Source organism: Citrobacter sp. TBCS-15, from assembly GCF_005280815.1.
Classification (GTDB): domain Bacteria; phylum Pseudomonadota; class Gammaproteobacteria; order Enterobacterales; family Enterobacteriaceae; genus Citrobacter; species Citrobacter werkmanii.
The window spans coordinates 351606-378109 of record NZ_SZWK01000018.1 but is presented as its reverse complement, the minus strand read 5'-3'; the positions used below and the strand labels follow the sequence as shown (position 1 = coordinate 378109).

22 protein-coding genes are annotated in these 26504 nt (G+C 53.3%); 12 read left to right on the top strand and 10 right to left on the bottom strand.

Annotated features, from left to right (window positions below):
- Positions 1-46 precede the first annotated feature (46 nt).
- The 4 genes from araD (at position 47) to rluA (ending at position 6939) form a co-directional block, all read left to right on the top strand.
- Complete coding sequence (araD, locus tag FDW96_RS01950; RefSeq protein ID WP_042312376.1) at positions 47-742, top strand: L-ribulose-5-phosphate 4-epimerase; 696 nt, start codon at positions 47-49, stop codon at positions 740-742.
- A 91-nt stretch (positions 743-833) separates the two neighbouring features.
- The gene (gene polB, locus FDW96_RS01945) at positions 834-3185 is read left to right on the top strand and encodes a DNA polymerase II (protein ID WP_137365147.1); all 2352 of its coding nucleotides are present in this window, start codon (positions 834-836) and stop codon (positions 3183-3185) included.
- Positions 3186-3361: 176 nt separating this feature from the next.
- Entirely contained in the window at positions 3362-6268 is a 2907-nt protein-coding gene (gene rapA, locus FDW96_RS01940) for an RNA polymerase-associated protein RapA (RefSeq protein ID WP_042312380.1), read from the top strand.
- A gap of 11 nt (positions 6269-6279) precedes the next feature.
- A complete protein-coding gene (rluA, locus tag FDW96_RS01935) occupies positions 6280-6939 on the top strand; it encodes a bifunctional tRNA pseudouridine(32) synthase/23S rRNA pseudouridine(746) synthase RluA (RefSeq protein WP_042312382.1) in 660 nt (219 codons plus the stop codon).
- A gap of 173 nt (positions 6940-7112) precedes the next feature.
- Here rluA and djlA read toward each other — a convergent pair whose 3' ends face one another.
- Positions 7113-7928, bottom strand: coding sequence for a co-chaperone DjlA (gene djlA / locus FDW96_RS01930; protein WP_003845702.1), 816 nt, complete (start codon positions 7926-7928; stop codon positions 7113-7115).
- Positions 7929-8183: 255 nt separating this feature from the next.
- Here djlA and lptD point away from each other — a divergent pair, with 255 nt between their 5' ends.
- Genes lptD through apaH form a run of 6 tightly spaced genes read left to right on the top strand, consistent with a single transcriptional unit; the run spans position 8184 to position 14926 of the window.
- Entirely contained in the window at positions 8184-10541 is a 2358-nt protein-coding gene (lptD, locus tag FDW96_RS01925) for an LPS assembly protein LptD (RefSeq protein ID WP_137365146.1), read from the top strand.
- 53 nt (positions 10542-10594) lie between these two features.
- Positions 10595-11881: a peptidylprolyl isomerase SurA gene (gene surA / locus FDW96_RS01920; RefSeq protein WP_042312387.1), complete on the top strand. Its 1287-nt coding sequence runs from the start codon at positions 10595-10597 to the stop codon at positions 11879-11881.
- On the top strand, positions 11881-12873 hold the full coding sequence (pdxA, locus tag FDW96_RS01915) for a 4-hydroxythreonine-4-phosphate dehydrogenase PdxA (protein WP_137365145.1): 993 nt from the start codon (positions 11881-11883) through the stop codon (positions 12871-12873). The genes surA and pdxA overlap by 1 nt, the downstream gene beginning before the upstream one ends.
- Complete coding sequence (gene rsmA, locus FDW96_RS01910; protein ID WP_061382914.1) at positions 12866-13687, top strand: 16S rRNA (adenine(1518)-N(6)/adenine(1519)-N(6))-dimethyltransferase RsmA; 822 nt, start codon at positions 12866-12868, stop codon at positions 13685-13687. The genes pdxA and rsmA overlap by 8 nt, the downstream gene beginning before the upstream one ends.
- A 2-nt stretch (positions 13688-13689) precedes the next feature.
- Positions 13690-14067 carry a Co2+/Mg2+ efflux protein ApaG gene (gene apaG / locus FDW96_RS01905; protein ID WP_003018867.1) on the top strand — a complete coding sequence of 126 codons (378 nt, stop codon included), beginning with the start codon at positions 13690-13692 and terminating at the stop codon, positions 14065-14067.
- Between the two features lie 10 nt (positions 14068-14077).
- Positions 14078-14926 (top strand): bis(5'-nucleosyl)-tetraphosphatase (symmetrical) ApaH, encoded by an 849-nt coding sequence (gene apaH / locus FDW96_RS01900; protein ID WP_042312394.1) that lies wholly within the window; start codon positions 14078-14080, stop codon positions 14924-14926.
- A gap of 90 nt (positions 14927-15016) precedes the next feature.
- Here the strand turns inward: apaH and folA are convergent, their stop codons facing one another.
- The 9 genes from folA to FDW96_RS01855 form a co-directional block, all read right to left on the bottom strand.
- Positions 15017-15496: a type 3 dihydrofolate reductase gene (gene folA, locus FDW96_RS01895; protein ID WP_003018873.1), complete on the bottom strand. Its 480-nt coding sequence runs from the start codon at positions 15494-15496 to the stop codon at positions 15017-15019.
- A gap of 198 nt (positions 15497-15694) precedes the next feature.
- A complete protein-coding gene (kefC, locus tag FDW96_RS01890) occupies positions 15695-17557 on the bottom strand; it encodes a glutathione-regulated potassium-efflux system protein KefC (protein ID WP_137365144.1) in 1863 nt (620 codons plus the stop codon).
- Positions 17550-18080, bottom strand: coding sequence for a glutathione-regulated potassium-efflux system oxidoreductase KefF (gene kefF, locus FDW96_RS01885; RefSeq protein ID WP_038637110.1), 531 nt, complete (start codon positions 18078-18080; stop codon positions 17550-17552). Before kefF ends, kefC begins: the two co-directional genes overlap by 8 nt.
- A 103-nt stretch (positions 18081-18183) precedes the next feature.
- Entirely contained in the window at positions 18184-18417 is a 234-nt protein-coding gene (locus FDW96_RS01880; protein WP_003018880.1) for a YgdI/YgdR family lipoprotein, read from the bottom strand.
- 90 nt (positions 18418-18507) lie between these two features.
- Positions 18508-19851, bottom strand: coding sequence for an MFS transporter (locus FDW96_RS01875; protein ID WP_042312400.1), 1344 nt, complete (start codon positions 19849-19851; stop codon positions 18508-18510).
- A 107-nt stretch (positions 19852-19958) separates the two neighbouring features.
- On the bottom strand, positions 19959-20246 hold the full coding sequence (fixX, locus tag FDW96_RS01870; protein ID WP_000203736.1) for a ferredoxin-like protein FixX: 288 nt from the start codon (positions 20244-20246) through the stop codon (positions 19959-19961).
- Entirely contained in the window at positions 20243-21529 is a 1287-nt protein-coding gene (locus tag FDW96_RS01865; RefSeq protein WP_042312403.1) for an FAD-dependent oxidoreductase, read from the bottom strand. Before FDW96_RS01865 ends, fixX begins: the two co-directional genes overlap by 4 nt.
- Before the next feature lie 49 nt (positions 21530-21578).
- Positions 21579-22520 (bottom strand): electron transfer flavoprotein subunit alpha/FixB family protein, encoded by a 942-nt coding sequence (locus FDW96_RS01860; protein ID WP_137365143.1) that lies wholly within the window; start codon positions 22518-22520, stop codon positions 21579-21581.
- Positions 22521-22535: 15 nt separating this feature from the next.
- Positions 22536-23306 carry an electron transfer flavoprotein FixA gene (locus FDW96_RS01855; RefSeq protein ID WP_137365142.1) on the bottom strand — a complete coding sequence of 257 codons (771 nt, stop codon included), beginning with the start codon at positions 23304-23306 and terminating at the stop codon, positions 22536-22538.
- Positions 23307-23786: 480 nt separating this feature from the next.
- Here FDW96_RS01855 and caiT point away from each other — a divergent pair, with 480 nt between their 5' ends.
- Together caiT and caiA are read left to right on the top strand one after the other, a co-directional pair.
- Positions 23787-25304, top strand: a complete 1518-nt coding sequence (gene caiT / locus FDW96_RS01850) for an L-carnitine/gamma-butyrobetaine antiporter (RefSeq protein ID WP_042312410.1) — start codon at positions 23787-23789, stop codon at positions 25302-25304.
- 34 nt (positions 25305-25338) lie between these two features.
- Positions 25339-26481 carry a crotonobetainyl-CoA dehydrogenase gene (caiA, locus tag FDW96_RS01845; protein WP_003018898.1) on the top strand — a complete coding sequence of 381 codons (1143 nt, stop codon included), beginning with the start codon at positions 25339-25341 and terminating at the stop codon, positions 26479-26481.
- Positions 26482-26504 lie beyond the last annotated feature (23 nt).

Sequence of the window (26504 nt, the reverse complement as noted above, 5' to 3'; positions counted from 1 at the left end):
ACGTAGGCCGGATAAGCGAAGCGCCATCCGGCATTCAGGAGTTAACATGCTAGAAGATCTTAAACGTCAGGTACTGGAAGCGAATCTGGCGCTGCCAAAGCACAACCTGGTGACGCTGACCTGGGGAAACGTTAGCGCCGTCGATCGCGAACGCGGCGTGTTTGTGATTAAACCTTCCGGTGTCGATTACAGCGTCATGACCGCAGACGATATGGTTGTTGTCAGTATCGCCACTGGGGAAGTCGTTGAAGGCACGAAAAAGCCCTCCTCCGATACTCCAACACACCGTTTGTTATATCAGGCATTCCCGAGCATTGGCGGTATTGTTCATACCCACTCGCGCCACGCGACAATCTGGGCGCAGGCGGGTCAGTCAATTCCAGCGACAGGCACCACCCACGCGGACTATTTCTACGGCACGATTCCCTGTACGCGGAAAATGACCGACAGCGAGATTAACGGTGAATACGAGTGGGAAACCGGAAATGTAATCGTTGAAACCTTCGAGAAACAAGGCATTGACGCAGCGCAGATGCCTGGCGTACTGGTGCACTCTCACGGTCCGTTCGCTTGGGGAAAAAATGCCGAAGATGCGGTGCATAACGCCATCGTGCTGGAAGAAGTCGCCTATATGGGGATTTTCTGCCGCCAGCTCGCGCCGCAACTGCCGGATATGCAACAAACCCTACTGGATAAGCACTACCTACGTAAACACGGTGCTAAAGCGTATTACGGACAGTAGTCTCTGCGGGTACAGGATAACTGTATAAAACCACAGCAAATCTATCAGAACCAGGCTATAATCATGCCTGGTTTTTTAATGGATACACAGCGTGGCGCAGGCAGGCTTTATTTTAACCCGGCACTGGCGGGACACCCCGCAGGGAACTGAGGTCTCATTCTGGCTGGCTACAGACGACGGGCCGCTGCTGGTTACGCTCGCGCCGCAGGAATCCGTCGCGTTTATACCAGGCAGTCAGGTTCCGCGCGTTACATCATTATTACGTACAGAGAACGGCTATCGCCTGACGCCGCTTCAACTACAAGATTTCCACCGCCAGCCCGTTTCGGGTCTGTATTGCCGCTCCCATCGCCAGCTCATGCGGCTGGAAAAACTCCTGCGCGAAAACGGCGTCACTGTCTACGAGGCGGATATCCGCCCGCCGGAGCGCTACCTTATGGAACGCTTCATCACGTCCCCGGTCTGGGCCGAAGGCGACAAACAGCACGGCACGCTGATTAATACCCGTCTGAAGCCAAACCCGGGCTATCGTCCACCGCTAAAATGGGTATCGCTGGATATCGAAACCACGCGGCATGGTGAACTCTACTGCATTGGCCTTGAAGGTTGCGGGCAGCGTATTGTCTACATGCTCGGCCCGGCAAACGGCGATGCCTCGGCGCTGGATTTTGAACTTGAGTACGTGGCAAGCCGCCCGCAGTTGCTGGAAAAGCTCAACGACTGGATTGCCCGTCACGATCCCGATGTCATCATCGGCTGGAACGTGGTGCAATTCGATTTACGCGTCCTGCAAAAGCATGCCGAACGTTATCGCATCCCCCTGCGTTTTGGTCGTGATAATAGCGAACTGGAGTGGCGCGAGCATGGCTTCAAAAACGGCGTGTTCTTCGCGCAGGCCAAAGGTCGTCTGATCATTGACGGCATTGAAGCACTCAAATCCGCCTTCTGGAATTTCTCGTCATTCTCGCTGGAAACGGTGTCGCAAGAATTGCTGGGTGAAGGCAAGTCGATTGATAACCCGTGGGACCGAATGGACGAAATTGACCGTCGGTTTGCCCAGGATAAACCCGCGCTCGCCACCTACAATCTCAAAGACTGTGAGCTGGTCACGCGTATTTTTCATAAAACCGAGATCATGCCTTTTCTGCTGGAGCGCTCGACGGTCAACGGTCTACCGGTCGACCGTCACGGTGGTTCGGTTGCCGCCTTCGGCCACCTCTACCTTCCGCGCATGCACCGGGCGGGTTACGTGGCGCCAAATCTGGGGGAAGTTCCCGCGCACGCCAGCCCCGGCGGCTACGTGATGGACTCGCGCCCGGGATTGTACGACTCCGTGCTGGTGCTGGATTACAAAAGCCTGTACCCCTCAATTATTCGTACATTTTTGATCGATCCGGTGGGGCTTATTGAAGGGATGGCGCAACCGGATCGGGAGCACAGCACCGAAGGTTTTCTTGACGCCTGGTTCTCACGCGAAAAACATTGCCTGCCGGAGATCGTTACTCAGATCTGGCACGGGCGTGAAGAAGCAAAACGCCACGGAAATAAACCGCTCTCGCAGGCGCTGAAAATTATCATGAACGCGTTTTACGGTGTGCTTGGCACGACCGCCTGTCGCTTTTTCGACCCGAGACTGGCCTCATCAATCACGATGCGCGGTCATGCGATCATGCGCCAGACCAAAGCGTTAATTGAGGCTCAGGGTTACGACGTCATCTATGGTGATACCGACTCGACCTTTGTCTGGCTTAAAAAGGCGCACTCAGAAGATGATGCCGCCCGGATTGGCCGGGAGCTGGTGAGCCATGTCAACTCGTGGTGGGCGCAATCGCTAAAGCAACAAAATCTGACCAGCGCGCTGGAGCTGGAGTTTGAAACCCACTTTTGTCGCTTTCTGATGCCGACTATTCGCGGTGCAGATACCGGTAGTAAAAAACGTTACGCCGGAATGATTCAGGAAGGGGCTGAACAACGCATGGTGTTTAAGGGGCTGGAAACGGTTCGCACCGACTGGACACCGCTGGCACAACAATTCCAGCAGGAGCTGTACCTGCGAATTTTTCGTAACGAGCCGTATCAGGAGTTTGTCCGCGAGACCATCGACCGTCTGATGGCGGGTGAACTTGATGCGCAACTGGTGTACCGCAAACGCCTGCGCCGCCCGTTAAGTGAATACCAGCGAAATGTTCCGCCACACGTCCGCGCGGCACGACTGGCTGATGAACAGAATATAAAACGAGGTCGTGCGCCACAGTACCAAAACCGTGGCACCATTAAATATGTCTGGACAGTAAACGGCCCTGAACCTGTGGATTATCAGCAATCTGCTCTCGATTATGAGCACTATCTGACCCGTCAGATACAACCAGTTGCCGAGGGAATACTTCCCTTTATCGATGATAACTTTGCTACACTACTCACAGGGCAACTGGGGTTATTTTGACGCGTGACGAAACCGCCGCCATCCAGTACCATAGCGCCCTTTCCATTCCTGGACCCATTTAACACCACTACCACTGATTTATTAGCCTGGTAGCGGGGTCGTATGCTCTCAAAAACCGGGTTAGCCCGGAAAATGACGAGTATTGCCTGCAATTAAAGATATAGAGCCGAACATATATGCCTTTTACACTTGGTCAACGCTGGATCAGCGATACAGAAAGCGAACTGGGACTTGGTACTGTTGTCGCCATGGATGCGCGAACCGTCACTTTACTTTTCTCATCGACGGGCGAAAACCGTCTGTATGCGCGCAGTGATTCTCCCGTGACCCGCGTGATGTTCAATCCTGGCGATACGATAACGAGCCATGAAGGCTGGCAGCTGCATGTCGATGAAGTAAAAGAAGAAAACGGCCTGCTTGCCTATATCGGAACCCGCCTTGATACCGAAGAAACCGGTGTAACGCTGCGTGAAGTGCTGCTCGACAGTAAACTGGTATTCAGCAAACCACAGGATCGCCTGTTTGCTGGCCAAATTGATCGTATGGACCGCTTTGCGCTGCGCTATCGCGCGCGTAAATTTCAGAGCGAACAGTACCGTATGCCGTGGAGTGGTTTGCGCGGCCAGCGTACCAGCCTGATCCCCCACCAGCTCAACATTGCTCATGATGTTGGTCGTCGTCACGCCCCGCGCGTTTTGCTGGCTGACGAAGTGGGTTTAGGTAAAACCATTGAGGCAGGGATGATCCTGCATCAGCAACTGCTTTCCGGCGCCGCTGAACGCGTACTGATCATCGTCCCGGAGACGCTACAGCACCAGTGGCTGGTCGAAATGCTGCGCCGTTTCAACCTGCGTTTTGCGCTGTTTGATGATGAGCGTTATGCAGAAGCGCAGCATGACGCCTACAACCCGTTTGAAACCGAACAGTTAGTTATCTGTTCGCTGGACTTTGCCCGTCGCAGTAAACAGCGTCTGGAGCACTTGTGTGACGCCGAATGGGATCTGCTGATTGTCGATGAAGCCCATCACCTGGTGTGGAGCGAAGATGCGCCCAGCCGCGAATATATGGCCATTGAACAGCTGGCTGAACGCGTGCCGGGTATCCTGCTACTGACCGCAACGCCAGAACAACTGGGTATGGAAAGCCACTTTGCGCGTCTGCGCCTGCTGGATCCAAGCCGTTTCCACGATTTCGCCCAGTTTGTTGAAGAGCAAAAAAATTACCGTCCGGTCGCTGATGCCGTCGCCATGCTGCTGGCTGGCAACAAGCTGAGTAACGATGAGCTGAACATGTTAGGCGACATGATTGGCGAGCAGGACATTGAGCCGTTATTGCAGGCGGCAAACAGCGACAGCGAGGACGCCCAGAGCGCGCGCCAGGAGCTGGTTTCAATGCTGATGGACCGCCATGGCACCAGCCGCGTGCTGTTCCGTAATACCCGTAACGGTGTGAAAGGCTTCCCGAAACGCGAACTGCATACCATCAAGCTGCCGCTGCCAACCCAATATCAGACCGCGATTAAAGTCTCCGGCATTATGGGCGCACGAAAGAGTGCGGAAGACCGGGCTCGCGACATGCTCTACCCGGAACAGATTTATCAGGAATTCGAAGGTGACACCGGCACCTGGTGGAACTTTGATCCGCGCGTGGAATGGCTGATGGGCTACCTGACCAGCCACCGCTCGCAAAAAGTGCTGGTTATCTGCGCGAAAGCGACCACCGCGCTGCAACTGGAGCAAGTCTTGCGCGAGCGTGAAGGGATCCGCGCCGCCGTGTTCCATGAAGGAATGTCGATCATTGAACGTGACCGCGCGGCAGCCTGGTTTAGCGAAGAAGATAGCGGCGCCCAGGTGATGCTGTGTTCTGAAATCGGCTCCGAGGGGCGTAACTTCCAGTTCGCCAGCAACCTGGTGATGTTCGACCTGCCGTTCAACCCGGACCTGCTGGAACAGCGTATTGGTCGTCTGGACCGTATCGGTCAGGCGCATGATATTCAGATCCACGTGCCGTTTCTGGAAAAAACAGCGCAATCCGTGCTGGTGCGCTGGTACCACGAAGGTCTGGATGCGTTCGAACACACTTGCCCAACCGGACGTACTATCTATGACACGGTATACAACAATCTGATCGGCTTCCTGGCTGAGCCGGAAAATACCGATGGCTTTGATGACCTGATCAAAACCTGCCGTGAGCAGCATGACGCGCTGAAAGCCCAGCTGGAGCAAGGCCGCGATCGCCTGCTGGAAATTCACTCCAATGGCGGCGAAAAAGCTCAACAGCTTACCGAAAGTATTGAAGAGCAGGATGACGACACCAGCCTGATCGCCTTTGCCATGAACCTGTTTGATATCGTCGGTATTAATCAAGATGACCGTGGCGACAATTTGATCGTGCTGACGCCGTCCGATCACATGCTGGTACCGGATTTCCCTGGCCTGCCGGAAGATGGCTGCACCATTACGTTTGAACGTGATGTCGCCCTGTCGCGTGAAGACGCTCAGTTTATTACCTGGGAGCATCCGCTGATCCGCAATGGTTTGGATCTGATCCTTTCCGGCGATACCGGAAGCAGCACTATTTCTTTATTGAAAAACAAGGCATTACCAGTCGGCACTCTGCTGGTTGAACTGGTCTACGTTGTAGAGGCGCAGGCGCCGAAACAGCTGCAGTTGAACCGCTTCCTGCCACCAACGCCGGTACGCATGCTGCTGGATAAAAACGGTAATAACCTTGCCGCGCAGGTTGAATTCGAAACCTTTAACCGTCAGCTCAGCGCCGTTAACCGCCACACCGGCAGCAAACTGGTCAACGCCGTGCAGCAGGATGTTCATGCCATCCTGCAACTGGGTGAAGCGCAGGTGGAAAAATCCGCCCGCGCGCTGATCGACGCGGCGCGTAAGGAAGCGGACGAGAAGCTGACAGCAGAACTGTCGCGTCTGGAAGCCCTGCGTGCAGTTAACCCGAACATCCGTGATGACGAACTCAGCGCCATTGAAAGCAACCGCCAGCAGGTGTTGGAAAGCCTGGATCAGGCGGGCTGGCGTCTGGATGCCCTGCGTCTGATCGTTGTGACGCACCAGTAACGGAGCCATACATGGGGATGGAAAACTACAATCCGCCGCAGGAGCCCTGGCTGGTTATCCTGTATCAGGATGAGCACATTATGGTGGTCAATAAGCCGAGCGGCTTGTTGTCCGTGCCGGGCCGTCTGGATGAGCACAAAGACAGCGTGATGACGCGCATTCAGCGCGATTATCCGCAGGCTGAATCCGTGCATCGTCTGGATATGGCAACCAGCGGCGTGATTGTAGTCGCGCTAACCAAAGCGGCAGAGCGTGAACTAAAACGCCAGTTTCGCGAGCGCGAACCGAAAAAGCAATATGTCGCACGCGTATGGGGACATCCCGCTCCGGCCGAGGGACTGGTTGATTTACCGCTGATTTGCGACTGGCCGAACCGGCCAAAGCAGAAAGTGTGTTATGAGACCGGGAAATCCGCGCAGACCGAGTATGAAGTGGTAGAGTTCGCGGCGGATAACACCGCCCGGGTGGTGCTCAAACCTATTACCGGACGCTCCCACCAGCTGCGAGTGCATATGCTGGCATTAGGGCATCCGATTCTGGGTGACCGCTTCTACGCCCCGCCACAGGCCCTGGCGTTAGCGCCGCGCCTGCTGCTGCACGCAGAGATGTTAACCATCACCCATCCCGAATACGGCAACAGCATGACGTTTAAAGTCCCGGCGGATTTTTAAAACGTTGCTGGGGACGCATTTCGTTTTTGCTTTGTGTCTCTATTTATAGACACAAATCATTCGAGATGCATCGAGGCGGCAAACGAAGAAATCCCCAGGAGCATAGATAACTATGTGACTGGGGTTTCACAGTGCAGCCAACAAAGAGGCAGCTTGAAGGATGCCGTGTATATTTACTTAAATCCTTTCTGCTCTTTAATCAGCTCGTACGCCTTCTGAATTTCCTGCGCCTTCTGCTTAGCCATCTCCATCATCTCCGGCGGCAGCCCTTTCGCCACCAGTTTGTCCGGATGGTGTTCGCTCATCAGTTTACGATAAGCGCGTTTAATGGTGGTCGCATCGTCGGTTGTTTTAACACCGAGAACATTGCAGGCGTCTTCCAGCGTCGGGCCTCGTTGCGCTTGCTGCCAGCCGCCACCACCGGACTGCTGCTGATATCCGCCGCCGAACTGTGCCCCGCCCTGCATCATGCGCAGAAACTGATCAAACTGGGTGCGCGAAATCCCCAACTCTTCAGCGATCACATACAACACTTCGCGCTCGTTAGGATGCAATGACCCATCGGCAAATGCTGCCTGGATCTGGATCTCCAGAAACATGCGGATCAGATCGAATCGACCAAAACAGACGCTGCGAAACTGACGCATCTTTTCACGTAATGGGTAATTGTCTGATTTTCCCACCCGGAAGGCGTGTTGCGCGGCAGTACGGGAATCACCGTGCAAATTCATCCGATCCATCAACTGGCTGGCGATATGAATATCGGCTTCCGTGACGCGACCTTTGGATTTGGTCAGATGTCCCATCACCTCAAAAGTGGTGGCAAAAAAAAGCGCCTGGCGTTCACGTTGGTTGGCAAACCACGCCATTTTGCGCATGCGGGCTTTGTCGAACATGTGGCCGACTAACAGGCCCAGAACCACACCCCAGAAGCCGCCGCCCATCATTAAAGCCACGGCTACACCAATTATCTTTCCCCAATACTGCATAGACTCCCCAAATCTTTATGCTCTCAGCCAGACTATGTCCCACAATATAAGCTGCTTTTACCGTTTGACGGCTGCGGTCAATTGTGGGACATCGCCTATAATTTGCATTATCATACCTGTCATTCAATGCCGTGCCTAACACCACGGATGCCTAAATGGGCAGGATTAACACTAGCGCAGTGAAGATGAGATAAGTTAGGCTGTGACCGTTTGTCACGCGCGACGCTACCGATGATGGAACAATAAATACAACGTATGAAAAAACGTATTCCCACTCTTCTGGCCACCATGATTGCCAGCGCCCTTTATAGTCAACAGGGTCTGGCAGCCGATCTCGCCTCACAGTGTATGCTGGGCGTGCCGAGCTATAACCGTCCTCTGGTGAAGGGCGAAACCAATGAATTACCCGTCACCATCAATGCCGACAACGCGAAAGGGAATTACCCGGATGACGCAGTGTTTACCGGCAACGTGGATATTGCGCAGGGTAATAGCCGCCTGCAAGCCGACGAAGTTCAGCTTCATCAGAAGCAGGCAGAAGGCCAGCCGGAGCCAGTACGTACCGTCGATGCGTTGGGTAATGTCCATTACGATGACAATCAGGTTATTCTGAAGGGACCGAAGGGCTGGTCTAATCTGAATACCAAAGATACCAACATCTGGGAAGGTGATTACCAGATGGTGGGCCGTCAGGGACGCGGGAAAGCCGACTTGATGAAACAGCGTGGGGAAAACCGTTATACCATTCTGGAAAACGGTAGCTTTACCTCCTGTCTGCCCGGTTCCGATACCTGGAGCGTCGTCGGTAGCGAAGTCATCCACGATCGTGAAGAACAGGTCGCAGAGATCTGGAACGCCCGTTTTAAACTGGGTCCGGTTCCGGTCTTTTACAGTCCTTATTTACAGTTGCCCGTCGGCGATAAGCGCCGTTCCGGTTTCCTGATCCCGAACGCAAAATACTCGACTAATAACTATTTTGAGTTCTATCTTCCGTACTACTGGAACATTGCGCCCAATATGGACGCCACCATCACGCCGCATTATATGCACCGTCGTGGCGGCATCATGTGGGAGAACGAATTCCGCTACCTCACCCAGGCGGGTGCAGGCCTGATGGAGTTCGACTATCTGAACTCCGATAAAGTGTACGAGGATGATAACCCGAAGGATGACAACTCACGCCGCTGGCTGTTTTACTGGCGGCACGCTGGCGTAATGGACCAGGTGTGGCGTTTCAACATCGACTACACCAAGGTCAGCGACACCAGCTACTTCAATGATTTCGATAATAAATACGGTTCCAGTACCGACGGCTATGCCACGCAAAAATTCAGCGTTGGCTATGCGGTACAGAACTTTGACGCCACGGTCTCGACCAAGCAGTTCCAGGTCTTCGATGCCGCAAACAGTAACAGCTACTCTGCGCAGCCGCAGTTAGACGTCAACTATTACCAGAATGACGTCGGTCCGTTTGATACCCGTATTTATGGCCAGGCGGTCCATTTCGTGAACACCAATGACAACATGCCGGAAGCCACGCGTGTTCACCTGGAACCGACCATTAATCTGCCGTTGTCAAATAACTGGGGCAGTGTCAATACGGAAGCGAAACTGCTGGCAACGCACTATCAGCAGACCAACCTGGATTGGTACAACAGTAACCCGAAAAATACCAAGCTGGATGATTCCGCCAACCGCGTCATGCCGCAGTTTAAAGTCGACGGCAAGATGGTCTTCGAGCGCGATATGAACATGCTGGCGCCGGGATATACCCAGACGCTGGAGCCGCGCGCGCAGTACCTGTACGTCCCATACCGCGACCAAAGTCATATCTATAACTATGACTCATCCCTGCTGCAATCTGACTACAGTGGCCTGTTCCGTGACCGCTCTTATGGCGGCCTGGACCGTATTGCTTCCGCCAATCAGGTAACGACCGGGGTCACATCTCGCGTTTATGATGACGCGGCCGTTGAACGTTTTAATATTTCTGTGGGTCAAATCTACTATTTCACCGAGTCTCGCACTGGCGATGACCATACAGAATGGGAGAATGACGACAAAACGGGCTCACTGGTATGGGCTGGCGATACCTACTGGCGCATCTCCGATCGCTGGGGTTTACGCAGTGGGATCCAGTACGACACGCGCCTGGATAGCATCGCAACCAGCAATAGCAGTATCGAATACCGCCGTGACGAAAACCGTATGCTGCAATTGAACTACCGTTATGCCAGCCCAGAGTATATTAAGGCCGCGGTACCTTCACGCGATGTAACTAACGCCCAATATGAAAATGGGATTTCACAGGTGGGTGCGGTGGCGAGCTTCCCGATTGCCGACCGCTGGTCGATTGTCGGTGCTTACTACTTCGATACCAATGTGAACAAAGAAGCAGATTCAATGCTGGGCTTACAGTACAACTCCTGCTGTTACGCTATTCGCTTCGGCTACGAACGTAAGCTGAACGGTTGGGATAACAAAATGCAGCACGCGATTTATGACAACACGATCGGCTTTAATATCGAACTGCGTGGCCTGAGCTCTAACTACGGTCTCGGCACCAACCAAATGTTGCGTTCGAACATTTTGCCGTATCAAAGCGCTTTATGATCTGATTGATTTACAACGTAATCCGCATTGCGGTTAATTGAAATGGAAAAAGTATGAAGAACTGGAAAACGCTGCTTCTCGGTATCGCCATGATCGCGAATACCAGTTTCGCTGCCCCACAGGTAGTCGATAAAGTCGCAGCCGTCGTCAATAACGGCGTCGTTCTCGAAAGCGACGTCGATGGCTTAATGCAGTCAGTAAAACTTAATGCGGGTCAGGCTGGTCAGCAGTTACCGGACGACGCCACGCTGCGTCATCAGATCCTGGAGCGTTTGATCATGGATCAAATCCTCCTGCAAATGGGTCAGAAGATGGGGGTTAAAATCTCTGACGAGCAGTTGGATCAGGCTATCGCCAACATCGCCAAGCAGAACAACATGACGCTGGATCAGATGCGCAGCCGTCTGGCACAGGATGGCTTAAGCTACTCGACCTATCGTAGCCAGATCCGCAAAGAGATGACCATCTCCGAAGTGCGTAACAACGAAGTCCGCCGTCGCGTCACCATTCTGCCGCAGGAAGTGGATGCCCTGGCGCAGCAGGTTGGCAACCAAAACGATGCCAGCACCGAGCTGAACCTGAGCCACATTTTGATCCCATTACCGGAAAACCCAACTTCAGATCAGGTAAACGCGGCTGAAAGCCAGGCGCGTTCCGTTGTTGATGAAGCGCGTAACGGTAGCGATTTCGGCAAACTGGCTATCACTTACTCCGCAGACCAGCAGGCGCTGAAAGGCGGCCAGATGGGTTGGGGACGTATTCAGGAACTACCGGGCATCTTCGCTCAGGCGTTAAGCACCGCGAAGAAAGGCGATATCATCGGCCCTATTCGTTCAGGTGTAGGTTTCCACATCCTGAAAGTCAACGATATGCGTGGTCAAAGTCAGAGCATCTCCGTGACTGAAGTGCACGCCCGCCATATTCTGCTGAAGCCATCGCCGATCATGACCGATCAACAGGCGCGTCTGAAGCTGGAACAAATCGCGGCAGATATTAAGAGCGGTAAAACCACCTTCGCGGCAGCAGCGAAAGAGTTTTCTCAGGATCCCGGTTCTGCCAACCAGGGCGGCGATCTGGGCTGGGCTGCAGCGGATATTTTCGATCCCGCTTTCCGCGATGCGCTGACCAAACTTAACAAAGGACAGATGAGCGCCCCGGTGCATTCCTCTTTCGGTTGGCATCTGATCGAACTGCTGGACACGCGTAATGTGGATAAAACTGACGCAGCGCAGAAAGACCGTGCCTACCGTATGCTGATGAACCGTAAATTCTCGGAAGAAGCAGCGACCTGGATGCAGGAACAGCGCGCCAGCGCATACGTTAAAATTCTGAGCAACTAATGACTCGTATTCAACGCGTTGTCATCACTCCCGGCGAACCCGCCGGGATTGGCCCAGACCTCGTGGTTCAGCTCGCACAGCGTGAGTGGCCCGTAGAACTCGTCGTCTGTGCGGATGCCGCTCTTCTCAGTGACCGGGCAGCGATGCTCGGTTTACCGCTTTCACTCCTCCCCTACTCTTCAGATACTCCAGCCAGACCGCAATCAGCAGGTACGTTGACGCTGTTACCGATTGCGCTACGAGCACCTGTAGTCGCAGGTCAATTGGCGGTAGAAAATGGGCAATATGTCGTGGATACGCTGGCTCGCGCCTGCGATGGTTGTCTGCAAGGTGAATTTGCGGCGCTGATTACCGGCCCTGTCCACAAGGGCGTAATCAATGACGCTGGGGTGCCGTTTACCGGGCATACCGAGTTTTTTGAAGAGCGTTCACAGGCGAAGAAAGTGGTGATGATGCTGGCGACGGAGGAACTGCGCGTAGCGCTGGCCACCACGCATTTGCCGCTCAGAGCCGTTGCCGACGCTATTACACCCGCACTGTTGCAGGAAGTGATCGGCATTCTGCATCATGATTTGCGCACCAAGTTTGGCATTGCCGATCCGCAGATTCTGGTGTGTGGCCTTAACCCGCATGCTGGTGAAGGCGGACATATGGGGACGGAAGAGTTAGACACCATCATTCCGGTCCTCGATGCCCTGCGTACGCAGGGGATGAAATTAAACGGCCCACTGCCTGCAGATACGCTGTTTCAGCCCAAATATCTCGACCACGCGGATGCCGTATTGGCAATGTACCACGATCAGGGTCTCCCCGTGCTAAAATACCAGGGATTTGGTCGCGGTGTGAATATCACGCTGGGCCTGCCCTTTATTCGCACATCTGTCGATCACGGTACCGCACTTGAACTTGCGGGTCGTGGGCAAGCAGATGTCGGCAGTTTTATTACGGCGCTTAACCTCGCCATCAAAATGATTGTTAATACTAATGAATAATCGAGTCCATCAGGGCCACTTAGCCCGTAAACGTTTCGGGCAAAACTTCCTTAACGATCAGTTTGTGATCGAAAGTATTGTCTCTGCTATCAATCCGCAGAAGGGTCAGGCAATGGTCGAAATCGGCCCGGGCCTGGCAGCATTGACCGAGCCAGTAGGTGAACGACTGGATAAGCTCACGGTCATTGAACTGGACCGCGACCTTGCCGCGCGCCTGCAAACTCACCCGTTTTTAGGGCCAAAGCTGACGATTTATCAGCAAGATGCCATGACGATGAACTTCGGCGAACTCGCACAAACGATGGGCCAGCCGCTGCGCGTTTTCGGCAACCTGCCGTACAACATCTCCACGCCGCTGATGTTCCATCTTTTTACCTATACTGATGCCATTGCCGACATGCATTTCATGTTGCAAAAAGAGGTAGTCAATCGTCTGGTTGCAGGGCCAAACAGTAAAGCGTATGGTCGATTAAGCGTCATGGCGCAATATTATTGCAATGTGATCCCGGTACTCGAAGTACCGCCATCCGCATTCACGCCTGCGCCTAAAGTCGATTCCGCCGTTGTGCGTCTGGTTCCACATGCGACGATGCCGTACCCGGTTAAAGATGTCCGCGTGCTGAGCCGTATTACCACCGAAGCGTTTAACCAGCGCCGTAAAACGGTACGTAACAGCCTCGGTAACCTGTTTAGCGTTGAGGTCCTGACCGAGCTGGGTATTGATCCGGCGATGCGAGCGGAAAATATCTCTGTCGCGCAATACTGCCGGATGGCTAACTATCTGTCAGAAAAAGCGCCATCGAAGGAGAGTTAAAGATGATCAATTCGCCCCGAGTGTGCATTCAGGTACAAAGCGTCTACATTGAGGCGCAATCCTCACCTGATGATGAACGTTACGTTTTTGCTTATACCGTGACTATCCGCAATTTGGGGCGAGCGCCTGTGCAGCTGTTGGGGCGTTATTGGTTGATCACTAATGGTCATGGCCGCGAAACCGAAGTTCAGGGCGAAGGTGTGGTTGGCGTTCAGCCCCACATCGAACCTGGCGAAGAGTATCAGTACACCAGCGGAGCGGTAATTGAAACACCGCTGGGCACCATGCAGGGTCATTACGAAATGATCGATGAACAAGGCATCGCCTTTACCATCGACATTCCCGTGTTTCGGCTCGCCGTTCCAACACTCATTCACTAAAACAATAACTATGGCGACATACCTTATTGGCGACGTTCACGGTTGTTACGATGAACTGATCGCCTTGCTGCACCAGGTAGACTTTAACCCCGAACAAGACACCCTCTGGCTCACCGGCGATCTGGTCGCGCGTGGGCCAGGCTCTCTGGACGTTTTACGCTACGTGAAATCGCTGGGCGATAGCGTGCGGTTAGTCCTTGGCAATCACGATCTGCACCTGCTGGCCGTGTTTGCTGGTATCAGCCGTAACAAACCGAAAGACCGGCTCACACCGCTGCTCGAAGCAGCGGATGCGGATGAGTTACTTAATTGGTTACGCCGCCAGCCACTCTTGCAGATTGATGAAGAGAAGAAGCTGGTGATGGCGCATGCCGGCATTACCCCACAATGGGATCTGCAGACAGCGAGGAATTGTGCCCGCGATGTTGAAGCCGTATTGTCGAGCGACTCGTATCCCTTCTTCCTTGACGCCATGTATGGCGACATGCCAAACAACTGGACGCCGGAACTCACGGGGCTGGCGCGCCTGCGTTTTATTACCAACGCATTTACCCGTATGCGCTACTGCTTCCCCAACGGTCAGTTGGATATGTACAGCAAAGAGTCGCCAGAAGATGCGCCAGCCCCGCTGAAGCCCTGGTTTGCCATTCCTGGGCCTGTCAGTGAAGCCTATAGCATTGCTTTCGGGCACTGGGCATCGCTGGAGGGGAAAGGCACGCCTGAAGGTATCTACGCGCTGGATACGGGATGTTGCTGGGGGGGAGACCTCACCTGTCTGCGCTGGGAAGACAAACAGTACTTTGTGCAGCCATCAAATCGCCATCTGAATCTGGATCCCGGCGAAGCGGTCAACGCCTGATAGTCGTTTGCCGGATGCGGTGCTCGCACCTTATCCGGCCTACATTAGCTGGATGATAAGGCATTTCGCCGCCATCCGGCATTTACAGTATTAACGACGTTCAAGAATCTCGAAGCAGTAGCTGTGGGAGTTTTGCGCGTCGGCATCGTGAAATTCGCTAAACACTGATTCCCAGTCGTCCGGTTCGTAGTCCGGGAAATGCGTATCCCCTTCAACTTCCGCATCAATGTGTGTCAGATACAGTTTTTGCGCTTTCGGCAGGAACTGTTCATACACGCGTCCACCGCCAATCACCATAATTTCAGGTTCATCGCCGCAGGCCGCTATTGCTTCATCAACAGACTTCACCCACTGCACGCGATCGTCGGTGCCAGGCTTGCTGCTGATGACAATATTTTTACGCCCTGGCAACGGTCGCCCGATGGATTCCCAGGTATGGCGGCCCATGACAACCGGCTTGTTTAAGGTATTACGTTTAAACCAGGCGAGATCGGCAGGTAGGTTCCATGGCATGGCGTTTTCCATACCGATGACGCGATCTACCGCTAACGCCGCAATCAGACTGATCATTGAATGTTTCCCGGATACAAAAAAATTGTCGCCACTATACGGAAAGCGCAATCTTTCGTCGACTGGCGGAAAGAGGATGAGCATGAAAATTTTCCGTTCTGCTGGCGAACCGACCTATTTAAGGTGGTACGCCAGCATTACAGTAGTTCAAAAACAGTCAATTAGCAGTAAAGTTTGCAGAACATCACATTTTTTACTCTATGCTGACGGTTTCACTTCCGGCTCATCGGCGACGTCGCCCGTATGTTTACCTTCATCCGTGCCTTGCCAGCCATGGCGTTGAATTAACGATAAGTGTTGGCGATCTTCCGCAATAATTTCACTCAGCATTGCGCTGGTGCGTTTATAAACCGCTGCACGGGAAATCGCGTCATTTTCCCCTTTCACCATCTCCTCAACCATAAGCATATTGAAGCGACGGAATACGTCGGCCCGCTCACGCGCTTCATAGCGCCCCAGCCCAAGCCCTTCCAGCGCCAGACGCCCGGTCTTCAACGCGCCTTCAAAGGTTTCACGTTCCGGCATATCCACGCCCGCCTGGCGCAGCCGGATGTAATGATCTACGTCGCGCGCGCGGGCAATAATTTGCAGATGCGGGAAATGCTCCTTCACCATTTCGGTTAATTGCAGGCTGGTTTGCGGATCGTCAATGGCGTTAATAATGACTTCAGCTTTAGCCGCCCCGGCAGACTCCAGCAGATCCATCCGGGTCGCATCGCCATAGAAAACCTTCATGCCAAATTTACGTAGCGTTTCGATATGGTCCGGGTCATGATCAAGAACCACCATTTTGACGCCGCTCGACAACAGCAAACGACCGGTAATCTGACCAAATCGCCCAAACCCGGCGATGATCACTCGTGGTTGTTCTTCGTCGATTTCATCCGCTTCCCGCTCTTCACCGGTCGCTGATTTTTCCAGATGCGTCAAAATCACCAGTAAAATTGGCGTCGCCGCCATCGACAGCGCCACCGCCAGGGTCAACGATTTCGCCCAATCAGGATCAAGCACGTCTGCCATTTGCGCCGCGCCAAACACCACGAAGGCAAATTCACTGCCCTGTCCTAATAATACGGCAAACCAGCGACGTTGCTTATTCGGCACCTGCAACGGTTTCGCTATCAGCCACAGCATGACGGTTTTGATAACCAAGAAACCAACCAGCAAGATGATAATGCGCAAAGGGTTATCAATCAGCGTGCCAAAATCGATAGACATCCCCACGCCGATGAAGAACAGTCCCAGCAACAGCCCTTTGAACGGTTCAATATCGCTTTCCAGCGCATGGCGATACTCAGAACTGGCCAACAGCACACCGGCCAGGAACGCCCCCATAGCCATCGACAGTCCGACCTCTTCCAACAGCAGACCGAAGCCAAAAACGAGGAACAGCGCGACGGCGCTAAACACTTCCCGCAGGCCTGAACGGGCGACAAAACGTAAGGCCGGACGCGTCACATAGCGGCCTAACAACACCACCAGCACCAGTGCGCCCGCCACCTTTAGCGCAGAGAGCGCAAACGCCCCAAGCGTTGTTGATGCGCCACTCGCCGCGAGTAATGGGATCATCGCCACCAGTGGAATAGCGGCGATATCCTGGAACAGCAGCACGGCAAATGTGCTGCGTCCGAGTTGCGACACCATCAGGTTACGTTCATTCATCGCCTGCATAGCGATGGCCGTGGAGGAAAGCGCCAGCGTCATGCCGATGAGTTCCGCTACCTGCCAGCGCAGGCCGAGGAACATACAGAACAGACCGATCAGCCCACCGCAAACCACCATTTGTAATGCACCACCGCCAAACACCGAGGCTCGCAGCTTCCACAAACGTTGCGGATCCAGTTCCAGGCCGATGACAAACAGCATCAGCACCACGCCGATCTCGGCAAAATGGAGGATTGATTCGGCATCGGTCACCAGCCTCAAACCCCATGGACCGATGATGCACCCGGCAATGAGATAGCCCAACACCGACCCTAAGCCCAGCCGTACGGCTATGGGGACAATCAGCGCCGCCGAACCGAGGTAAATCAGCGCCTGTATTAGCGTATGACTATCCATGATGCACCTCCTGCCACTCCAGCAGACGCTGTTTATAGTGGCGCGCCTGCGCCTGCAGCGTTTCATCATCACAAATAAACGTACAGTGCATCGCAAACGGCGGCAGCCATTTGAGGCCGCAATATAAAGCCGTTGCCTGTAAGGGCTGGGAAAGTACATCAAAGCCAGGATGGGATCCGATATCAAAGTGGTTTTCACCGCCGCCAGTCGTCACAGCCCACAGCAGATGTTTACCGTGCAGCGCTGTTCCGCCATGGCCATAGGCCCAGCCGTGAGAGAGGACTTTATCCATCCACAATTTGAGTAACGGAGGCGTGCTATACCACTGCATAGGATGCTGCCAGATAATTAAATCAGCGCGTGCCAACGCATCCTGTTCAGCGGCAATATCGATATTGAAATCGGGGTAGAGCTGGTAGAGCGAGCGGATCTCCACGCCCTCCAGCGTCCTTGCCTGATCAAGCATCCGCTTATTCGCATGCGAATGCTGCGGATAGGGATGCGCATAAATGATGAGAATCATGATTAGCCTGTGTCACTGCATTATTGTAATAACAGTGAGTTTAGTCAGTTAATCCACAGGCTAACAGTCAATATTATTGAGTAGATAAATGGAAAAATCTGAGTTAGTTGTCCAGCTCACTCATATCTTTAACCTGGTCGCGGTTAATCTGCTCCGTCTTACCTGTTTGCGCATTTTTATATGACACCAGGCCAGTATCATCATCCACTTGCGGTTTGCCGTCGGTGACGATGGTTTTGCCGTCGGTGGTTTTCACCGCCTGGTTTGAGGAACAACCGGCGACGGTAAACAGTGCTGCTGCGGTAAAAATAGAGGTGATCAGGATATGTTTTTGCATGGTGTTCTCCCTGCTTTTCAGTCGTTTTCAGTGATATATACATTAACTGTAGGCTAACTGACTGAGTTACAGGGAAAATACAGAACACTCCTAATAGCCTGCCCTGGTCACGGGCTTACTGCGAATCGTCATCTGACTGGTTTGAGACAACGTCAGACCGCGTGTTTCTGGTGCAAAAGCAATGGACACGAGCAGGCCAATCAGCGAAATTCCTGCCCCCATCAGCATGACATTACTGATGCCGTATTTGCTAATGAACACCGGTAGCGCCCAGGTGGAAACAATGGTCCCGATGCGGCTTAACGACATAATCACCCCGACGGCAGACGCGCGAATATCGGTAGGAAACAGTTCGTTAGGATATAGCCACTGCAGATTCCCCGGACCACCAGAGAAAAATGCGTATACGGCAAAGGCCAGCACCACCAGCCACGCCCCCATATCAGGAATTAACCCCAGTACGGCCAGCGCCAGCGTCATCATAATAAAGCTGCCAATCAACAGCGGTCGCCGCCCCGCGCTGTTGAGCCAGAACATCGGCGGAATACACCCCAGCATAAAGCACAAGCTAATCACCACGTTGCCCAACGCGGCGCTTTTCCCGGCGCCCAGTCCCAGTAGTCCAACAATCTGCGGACCAAAGGTGTAAATGGCGAACATCGGGATCACCTGACAGGTCCAGATGGCGGCAACAAACAGCACAAATGGGAAATGGCGGCGGTTAAACAGCTGGAGAAAACGCGTCTCCTGCGGCGCTTCTTCGTCGAACACCACCGGTTCGCCGAACAGCTTGATCATCATCGCCTCGCACTCTTTCACCCGCCCCTTACGCAGCAGCCAGCGCGGCGATTCAGGCAGGTCGAAGCGTCCAATCAGGATCAAAATACAGGGGATCACCGCGCTACCTAGCATCCAGCGCCATCCGCCCTCAACATCATACAAACAGTAACCGACCAGATCGGCACAGGTTGCGCCGACATACCACATAGCCGCGATAAAACCGATAGAGAAGGCACGCTGGCGGGTATTGGAAAATTCGGTAATCATCGAGGTGGCGATCGGGTAATCGGCGCCAATCACAATGCCGATCAGCACGCGCATCACCAACAGTTCAACGGGCGAGGTAACGAACATCGTCGCCGCCGATATCACGCCAATGGCGATGATATCGATAATAAACATTTTGCGCCGCCCGACCTTATCAGAAATGTAGCCAAACAGCGATGTACCAATAAACAGGCCAGCCAGTGTACCGGCCCCCAGTAGACCAATCCAGTCAGCATCCAGTTTCAATGCTGGCGTGAGCTGTTCCAGCGCCACGCCAATCATTACCAGCACATAACCATCCAGAAACGGCCCACCGCTTCCCCATAGCATTATCCGGCGATGAATAGAGGTAAATTTGATATCATCAAAGTTCCTGGGCTGCTGCATGGTGATGTCCTGTTTTATTTAACTTAATGCCTGATGGCGCGTAGCTTTAAGGCCTACGTACTATGCCTGTAGGCCGGATAAGGCGAAGCCACCATCCGGCACCAGGTTTAGCCGTAGCGGAACTCCACGCCAAACGTCCCGCGTGGGTATTCCCATTTTTCCAGCGCCGTATCAAGGCCGAGGATCCGGCACGTTCCGCACTCCAGGCACCCGGCGTAATCAAAACGAACGCTACCGTCGTCCTGCTTTTTATACAGTCCCGCCGGACAGGCCTTAATCAGCACCTCCAGTGCCTGTTTATCAGGATCGGTTTTGAGAATGATGTGCGGGCTGTCTTCATCCACATTGAACTTATTGACGCCCAGTTTGACGTCCACATTGACGGGAGATGTCATAATACGGTCACTCCTTTCAGACCATCTTTCATCAGGTTGATGAAGCCCACTTTCTTCGCATGGCGCAGGATTTTTTTACGCATTGGCACCGGAGCGGAGCCATCCACGGTGAACAGGTCGCGCGCGATACTGACCGCCATTTCGGGATAAGCGGTAAACATGCGGGGATTATCAAGAAAAGCGGGAAGCTTCTGATACATGCGCATATCGCGCATCGGACCCTCGTCGAGATGCTGACGATATTCGCCCAACGACTGCTTGCTAAAATCGTCACGCTTCATCGCCGAAAGCACCGTTTTCGCCGCCGCTTCGCCTGCGGATATGGCGAGATCCATACCACGGATGGTAAAGCCGAGGTTCATACACATGCCGGCAGCGTCTCCGGCAATCAGTACGCCATCGCCCACCAGTTCAGGCTGCATATTCATTCCCGCCTCGGGTACAACGTGTGCGGCATATTCCACCAGCTTGCCACCGGCGATCAGCGGCGCAACTGCCGGATGCTGTTTGAAATCTTCCAGCATTTGCGGGACCGATTTTTTCGCGTCTTTCAGATGATGAAGTCCACAGACCAGCCCCAGGGAAAGGGTTGTTTCATTCGTATACAGGAAGCCACCGCCCATCAGACCATCGGTTGGCGCCCCGGCAAACAGACAGGCGGCACCTTCGTTGCCCTGTAACTGGAAACGATCTTCAATTACCGACTTCGGCAATTCGATCAGTTCCTTCACGCCGACAGCAACATGCGATGCCTCAACACGCTTTGCCATGCCCAGCTTTTCAGCCAGCAGAGAATTCACCCCATCAGCGAGGATTACGACTTTGGCTTCCAGAATATCGCCATCGGCTTCCACGCCCACGACTTTGCCATCACGCTGAACGACATTATCCACGCGAATACCGGTGATCAGTTGCGCCCCCGCCTCTTCGGCCTGCTCCATCAGCCAGGCGTCAAATTTACTGCGCAAAACGGAATAAGAAACTTGCGACGATGCGGCGTCCTCGCCGTTGCAATAATCCATCGTCATCGCCCCTTTTTCGGTCATAAAGGCGAGTTTTTCGTGGGTGATCATGCGTTCAATGGGGGCCTGATCCGCAAAGCCGGGAATGATGCGTTCCAGGCTATGTGCATACAAACGCCCACCGGTGACATTCTTCGCGCCAGCAGAATTGCCACGCTCGATAACCAGCACCTGTGCACCTTCGCGAGCAAGCACCAGCGCCGCAACCGAACCGGCCAGACCTGCACCCACGATGATGGCATCAAAGATATCTTCGGACATACGTACTCCTGTCAGCGGCAGGATACCTTCGCATCCTGCCCGAAATGGTTTATCGCGCTAAGGCAGCCGTCAGCGCAGGCAGGATCTTCAGCGCATCGCCAACGATGCCAAAATCTGCATACTGGAAGATTGGCGCGTTTTTATCTTTGTTGATGGCGAAAATCGTCTGCGCGCCGTTGGCACCAACCATATGCTGGATCTGCCCGGAGATCCCCACCGCCAGATACAGTTCAGGCTTGAGCATCAGGTTGGAGATACCGACGTAGCGCTCGTGCTCCATCCACTTCTCGTTTTCCGCCACCGGGCGAGAGCAGGCCAGCTCGGCGCCAATCGTCTGGCACAGCGCTTCGGCCAGCGAGATATTCTCTTTGCTGCCGATGCCACGTCCCACGCTGACCACCAGACGCGCTTTGTCGAGGTCAACGCTGTTGCTCTGACGCGCCTGGGTTGCGGTGCGGGTCACGTTAATGGCCGGAGCCTGCCACTGCACGGTATGCATCTCGCCGCTGCGAGAAGTGTCCGGGTCTTGTGCGTCAAACGTTCCGCTGCTAAGCGTGATCACGGCAAACGGCGAAGCGATGGTTTCCGCTCCTATCGCCAGACCGCCGTAGACCATATGTTTGACCGCCGCTTTTCCATCCTGCAGGGCGACTTCGCTGGCGTCGTTGGAAACCGCAGCCGACAAGCGATAGCCCAGTTTTGCTGCCAACAGCTTGCCTCGACGCGTATTCGGCAGCAGCACCGCGCCGCCCTCGCTATGCTGACGAATAGTCTCAGCCATCGCATCAGCGTAGTCTTCGATCATGCGGTCTTCTGGTTTGCCGCTGAGCAGCCAGACATGATCCGCGCCCAAATGACATGCTGTCGCGCTGTCCGCTTCGTTCAGTACGAACGCGTTAACTTTTTCACCTACAGCCTGCGCGCCACTCATCAGTTCGGGCAGACGAGAAGGGGTATCGCTGAATACCCAGACACTGGAAAATTTGTTCATAACATCCCCTGATAATTAAATGATTTTGCGCAGATTCTCGACAAACGCGGCGATTTGTTCTTCCCCGTCACCTTCAATCACCACACGCTGACGCTCGCGCTGCTTCGGTGCGGCAACCTGTTGTACGGAATACGCGGATATGCTGTTCAGCCCGATATCCGCAGGCGACCAGACCTGAACCGGTTTTTTCGCCGCGCCAAGAATGGCTTTCATCGAAGGGATTTGTGGGGTGTTGATGTCGGTGGAAACCGCGATCACCGCCGGGAGCGGGATGCTCAGCGTTTCAACTTCATCTTCCAGTTCGCGTTCTACCGTCAATGTGCTGTCGGTAAGAGAGAGGATCTTACTCACGCCGTTAATCGCCGGAACGTTCAGCGCTTCGCCCACCAGCAGACCAACCTGCTGAGCATAAAGATCGGAAGAACCGTCACCGCAAATAAGCAGATCGAAACCTGATTTTTGCGCGGCGGCAGCCAGCGCGCTGGCGGTTTGTTGCGGCAGCGCCTGCTCAAATTGATCGTCAATCACAACAATCAGTTCATCAGGGCCACGAGAGAGGACATCTTTGCGCCCTTTTGCATTGGTCAGCGCTTTGCCGCCAACGCTCATGGCGACAACCTGAGCGTCTCCCAACTGCTGTTTTAACTGGCAAGCAGCTTCAATTGCATTCAGATCATATTGGCTGATTTTGCCATCCGCTTTGCTGAAATCGAGTGTTCCATCAGCATTATTAATCGCAATATCCTGTTCATCAGGTACGCATTTGTAGCAAGTAATTATCTTCATTGCATCTCCAGAAATCATGAAGGAAACGTATTTATATCGGCGGTGTTAAATACAGATATCACGCTCTTTAATTCGGAAATAAAACCTTAATCACCAATATTGAAAATGTCACACATTGATATTCGTAACTTTCAATAGTGTTACGCACCTCACCAATATTGAAAGAAATATGCCAAATATGAAAATTTTCAATATTGTTTGCTGGCTCAACAATATTGAACGCCAGACACTTAAAAAAGTTAAAAAATCAGCATCAACTAAATGATTTACAAAACAAAAATAAGAATTTAAACACAAAATAACCAGCACGAAAAAGTGTGACACAGATAACAGAACCACCCGAAATGAATACCCATTATGAGTTACTCACTGAGGCGTCCCAGAGGTTAAAAACTTATCAACAAATCATTAATAATAAATAAACAAACGTTCATGGACTGGCACGCTAAATAAATTTCGTTTTCACACTGGAATTCACTTATGAAAAATGAAAAGAGAAAATCGGGAATTGAACCGAAGGTTTTTTTCCCGCCATTAATAATTGTCGGGATACTTTGCTGGCTAACAGTAAGAGATCTTGATGCCGCTAACGTCGTTATTAATGCGGTATTCAGTTATGTCACCAACGTCTGGGGTTGGGCATTTGAATGGTATATGGTCGTCATGCTCTTCGGCTGGTTCTGGCTGGTTTTTGGCCCCTATGCTAAAAAGAGATTAGGCGACGAAAAACCGGAGTTTAGTACCGCCAGCTGGATTTTCATGATGTTCGCCTCCTGTACATCCGCTGCAGTTCTGTTCTGGGGCTCTATTGAGATCTACTACTATATCTCCACCCCGCCGTTCGGTCTGGAACCAAATTCCACAGGCGCGAAAGAGATAGGTCTGGCGTACAGCCTGTTCCACTGGGGGCCATTGCCGTGGGCAACCTATAGCTTCCTTTCCGTGGCCTTCGCCTACTTCTTCTTTGTACGCAAGATGGATGTCATCCGCCCCAGCTCCACGCTGGTACCGCTCGTCGGTGAAAAGCATGCGAAAGGGTTGTTCGGTACCATCGTCGATAACTTCTACCTGGTGGCGCTGATCTTCGCGATGGGCACCAGCCTCGGTCTGGCTACCCCGCTGGTCACCGAGTGTATGCAATGGCTGTTCGGTATTCCGCATACGCTGCAATTGGATGCCATCATCATTACCTGCTGGATCATATTGAACGCTATTTGCGTGGCCTGCGGCCTGCAAAAAGGGGTCAGAATCGCCAGCGATGTGCGTAGCTACCTGAGCTTCCTGATGCTCGGCTGGGTGTTTATCGTCAGCGGTGCCAGCTTCATCATGAACTACTTCACCGATTCTGTAGGGATGCTGCTGATGCATCTGCCACGGATGCTGTTCTATACCGATGCCATCGGTAAAGGCGGCTTCCCGCAGGGCTGGACCGTTTTCTACTGGGCGTGGTGGGTTATTTACGCCATCCAGATGAGTATCTTCCTGGCCCGTATTTCTCGGGGTCGTACCGTACGTGAACTGTGCTTCGGGATGGTACTGGGCCTGACCGCGTCTACCTGGATCCTGTGGACTGTCCTTGGCAGTAACACGCTGCTGCTGATGGATAAAAACATCCTCAACATTCCGCAGTTGATTGAGCAACACGGCGTGGCGCGCGCCATTATCGAAACCTGGGCCGCCTTGCCGCTCAGCACCGCCACCATGTGGGGTTTCTTTATCCTCTGCTTTATCGCCACCGTAACGCTGATTAACGCCTGCTCTTACACCCTGGCGATGTCGACCTGTCGCGAAGTTCGCGATGGTGAAGAGCCGCCGCTGCTGGTACGCATCGGCTGGTCCATTCTGGTCGGCATCATCGGTATCGTTCTGCTGGCGCTGGGCGGGCTGAAGCCCATTCAGACCGCGATTATCGCCGGAGGATGCCCGCTGTTCTTCGTCAACATTATGGTGACGCTGTCCTTTATTAAAGACGCCAAAGTGCACTGGAAAGACAAGTAATTCTAATTAACCCAATTGATCAAGAGGCTGAAAGATGGATTTCAACTTAAATGACGAGCAGGAACTGTTTGTCGCCGGTATTCGTGAACTGATGGCCAGTGAGAACTGGGAAGCTTATTTTGCCGAGTGCGATCGTGACAGCGTCTACCCTGAGCGTTTTGTAAAAGCGCTGGCGGATATGGGCATTGATAGCCTGCTGATCCCGGAGGAACACGGCGGTCTGGAAGCGGGTTTTGTTACCGTCGCCGCCGTCTGGATGGAACTGGGACGTCTTGGCGCACCAACTTACGTGTTGTACCAATTACCGGGAGGTTTTAACACTTTCCTGCGTGAAGGGACTCAGGAGCAAATTGATAAAATCATGGCGTTCCAGGGTACCGGTAAGCAGATGTGGAACTCTGCTATCACCGAACCGGGAGCAGGATCGGATGTTGGTAGTCTGAAAACCACTTATACACGCAAAAATGGTAAGGTTTATCTTAATGGCAGTAAGTGCTTTATCACCAGTAGCGCCTATACCCCGTACATCGTGGTCATGGCGAGAGACGGTGCATCGCCGGATAAACCTGTTTACACCGAGTGGTTTGTTGACATGAGCAAAGCAGGTATCAAGGTCAACAAACTGGAGAAACTTGGTCTGCGCATGGATAGCTGCTGTGAAATCACCTTTGATGACGTTGAACTGGACGAAAAAGACATGTTCGGTCGGGAAGGTAACGGCTTCAACCGCGTGAAAGAAGAGTTTGACCATGAACGCTTCCTCGTCGCGCTGACCAACTACGGCACCGCAATGTGCGCTTTTGAAGACGCTGCGCGTTACGCGAATCAGCGCGTGCAGTTTGGTGAAACTATTGGCCGTTTCCAGCTGATTCAGGAGAAGTTTGCGCATATGGCGATCAAACTGAACTCCATGAAAAACATGCTGCTGGAAGCGGCGTGGAAAGCGGATAACGGCACTATTACCTCCGGCGACGCGGCTATGTGCAAATACTTCTGCGCCAACGCCGCGTTTGAAGTGGTAGACACCGCCATGCAGGTACTGGGAGGTGTTGGTATCGCGGGCAACCACCGCATCACGCGTTTCTGGCGTGACCTGCGCGTTGACCGTGTTTCTGGTGGTTCTGACGAAATGCAGATCCTGACGTTGGGTCGTGCGGTACTCAAGCAATACCGCTAATTCAGCACGATTCGTAGGCCGGA

Bases quoted from the DNA above. Each gene is read 5' to 3' on its own strand.
- araD (WP_042312376.1), top strand. From the start codon at position 47: ATGCTAGAAGATCTTAAACGTCAGGTACTGGAAGCGAATCTGGCGCTG.
- rapA (WP_042312380.1), top strand. From the start codon at position 3,362: ATGCCTTTTACACTTGGTCAACGCTGGATCAGCGATACAGAAAGCGAA.
- rluA (WP_042312382.1), top strand. From the start codon at position 6,280: ATGGGGATGGAAAACTACAATCCGCCGCAGGAGCCCTGGCTGGTTATC.
- djlA (WP_003845702.1), bottom strand. From the start codon at position 7,928: ATGCAGTATTGGGGAAAGATAATTGGTGTAGCCGTGGCTTTAATGATG.
- lptD (WP_137365146.1), top strand. From the start codon at position 8,184: ATGAAAAAACGTATTCCCACTCTTCTGGCCACCATGATTGCCAGCGCC.
- surA (WP_042312387.1), top strand. From the start codon at position 10,595: ATGAAGAACTGGAAAACGCTGCTTCTCGGTATCGCCATGATCGCGAAT.
- pdxA (WP_137365145.1), top strand. From the start codon at position 11,881: ATGACTCGTATTCAACGCGTTGTCATCACTCCCGGCGAACCCGCCGGG.
- rsmA (WP_061382914.1), top strand. From the start codon at position 12,866: ATGAATAATCGAGTCCATCAGGGCCACTTAGCCCGTAAACGTTTCGGG.
- apaG (WP_003018867.1), top strand. From the start codon at position 13,690: ATGATCAATTCGCCCCGAGTGTGCATTCAGGTACAAAGCGTCTACATT.
- apaH (WP_042312394.1), top strand. From the start codon at position 14,078: ATGGCGACATACCTTATTGGCGACGTTCACGGTTGTTACGATGAACTG.
- folA (WP_003018873.1), bottom strand. From the start codon at position 15,496: ATGATCAGTCTGATTGCGGCGTTAGCGGTAGATCGCGTCATCGGTATG.
- kefC (WP_137365144.1), bottom strand. From the start codon at position 17,557: ATGGATAGTCATACGCTAATACAGGCGCTGATTTACCTCGGTTCGGCG.
- kefF (WP_038637110.1), bottom strand. From the start codon at position 18,080: ATGATTCTCATCATTTATGCGCATCCCTATCCGCAGCATTCGCATGCG.
- FDW96_RS01880 (WP_003018880.1), bottom strand. From the start codon at position 18,417: ATGCAAAAACATATCCTGATCACCTCTATTTTTACCGCAGCAGCACTG.
- FDW96_RS01875 (WP_042312400.1), bottom strand. From the start codon at position 19,851: ATGCAGCAGCCCAGGAACTTTGATGATATCAAATTTACCTCTATTCAT.
- fixX (WP_000203736.1), bottom strand. From the start codon at position 20,246: ATGACATCTCCCGTCAATGTGGACGTCAAACTGGGCGTCAATAAGTTC.
- FDW96_RS01865 (WP_042312403.1), bottom strand. From the start codon at position 21,529: ATGTCCGAAGATATCTTTGATGCCATCATCGTGGGTGCAGGTCTGGCC.
- FDW96_RS01860 (WP_137365143.1), bottom strand. From the start codon at position 22,520: ATGAACAAATTTTCCAGTGTCTGGGTATTCAGCGATACCCCTTCTCGT.
- FDW96_RS01855 (WP_137365142.1), bottom strand. From the start codon at position 23,306: ATGAAGATAATTACTTGCTACAAATGCGTACCTGATGAACAGGATATT.
- caiT (WP_042312410.1), top strand. From the start codon at position 23,787: ATGAAAAATGAAAAGAGAAAATCGGGAATTGAACCGAAGGTTTTTTTC.
- caiA (WP_003018898.1), top strand. From the start codon at position 25,339: ATGGATTTCAACTTAAATGACGAGCAGGAACTGTTTGTCGCCGGTATT.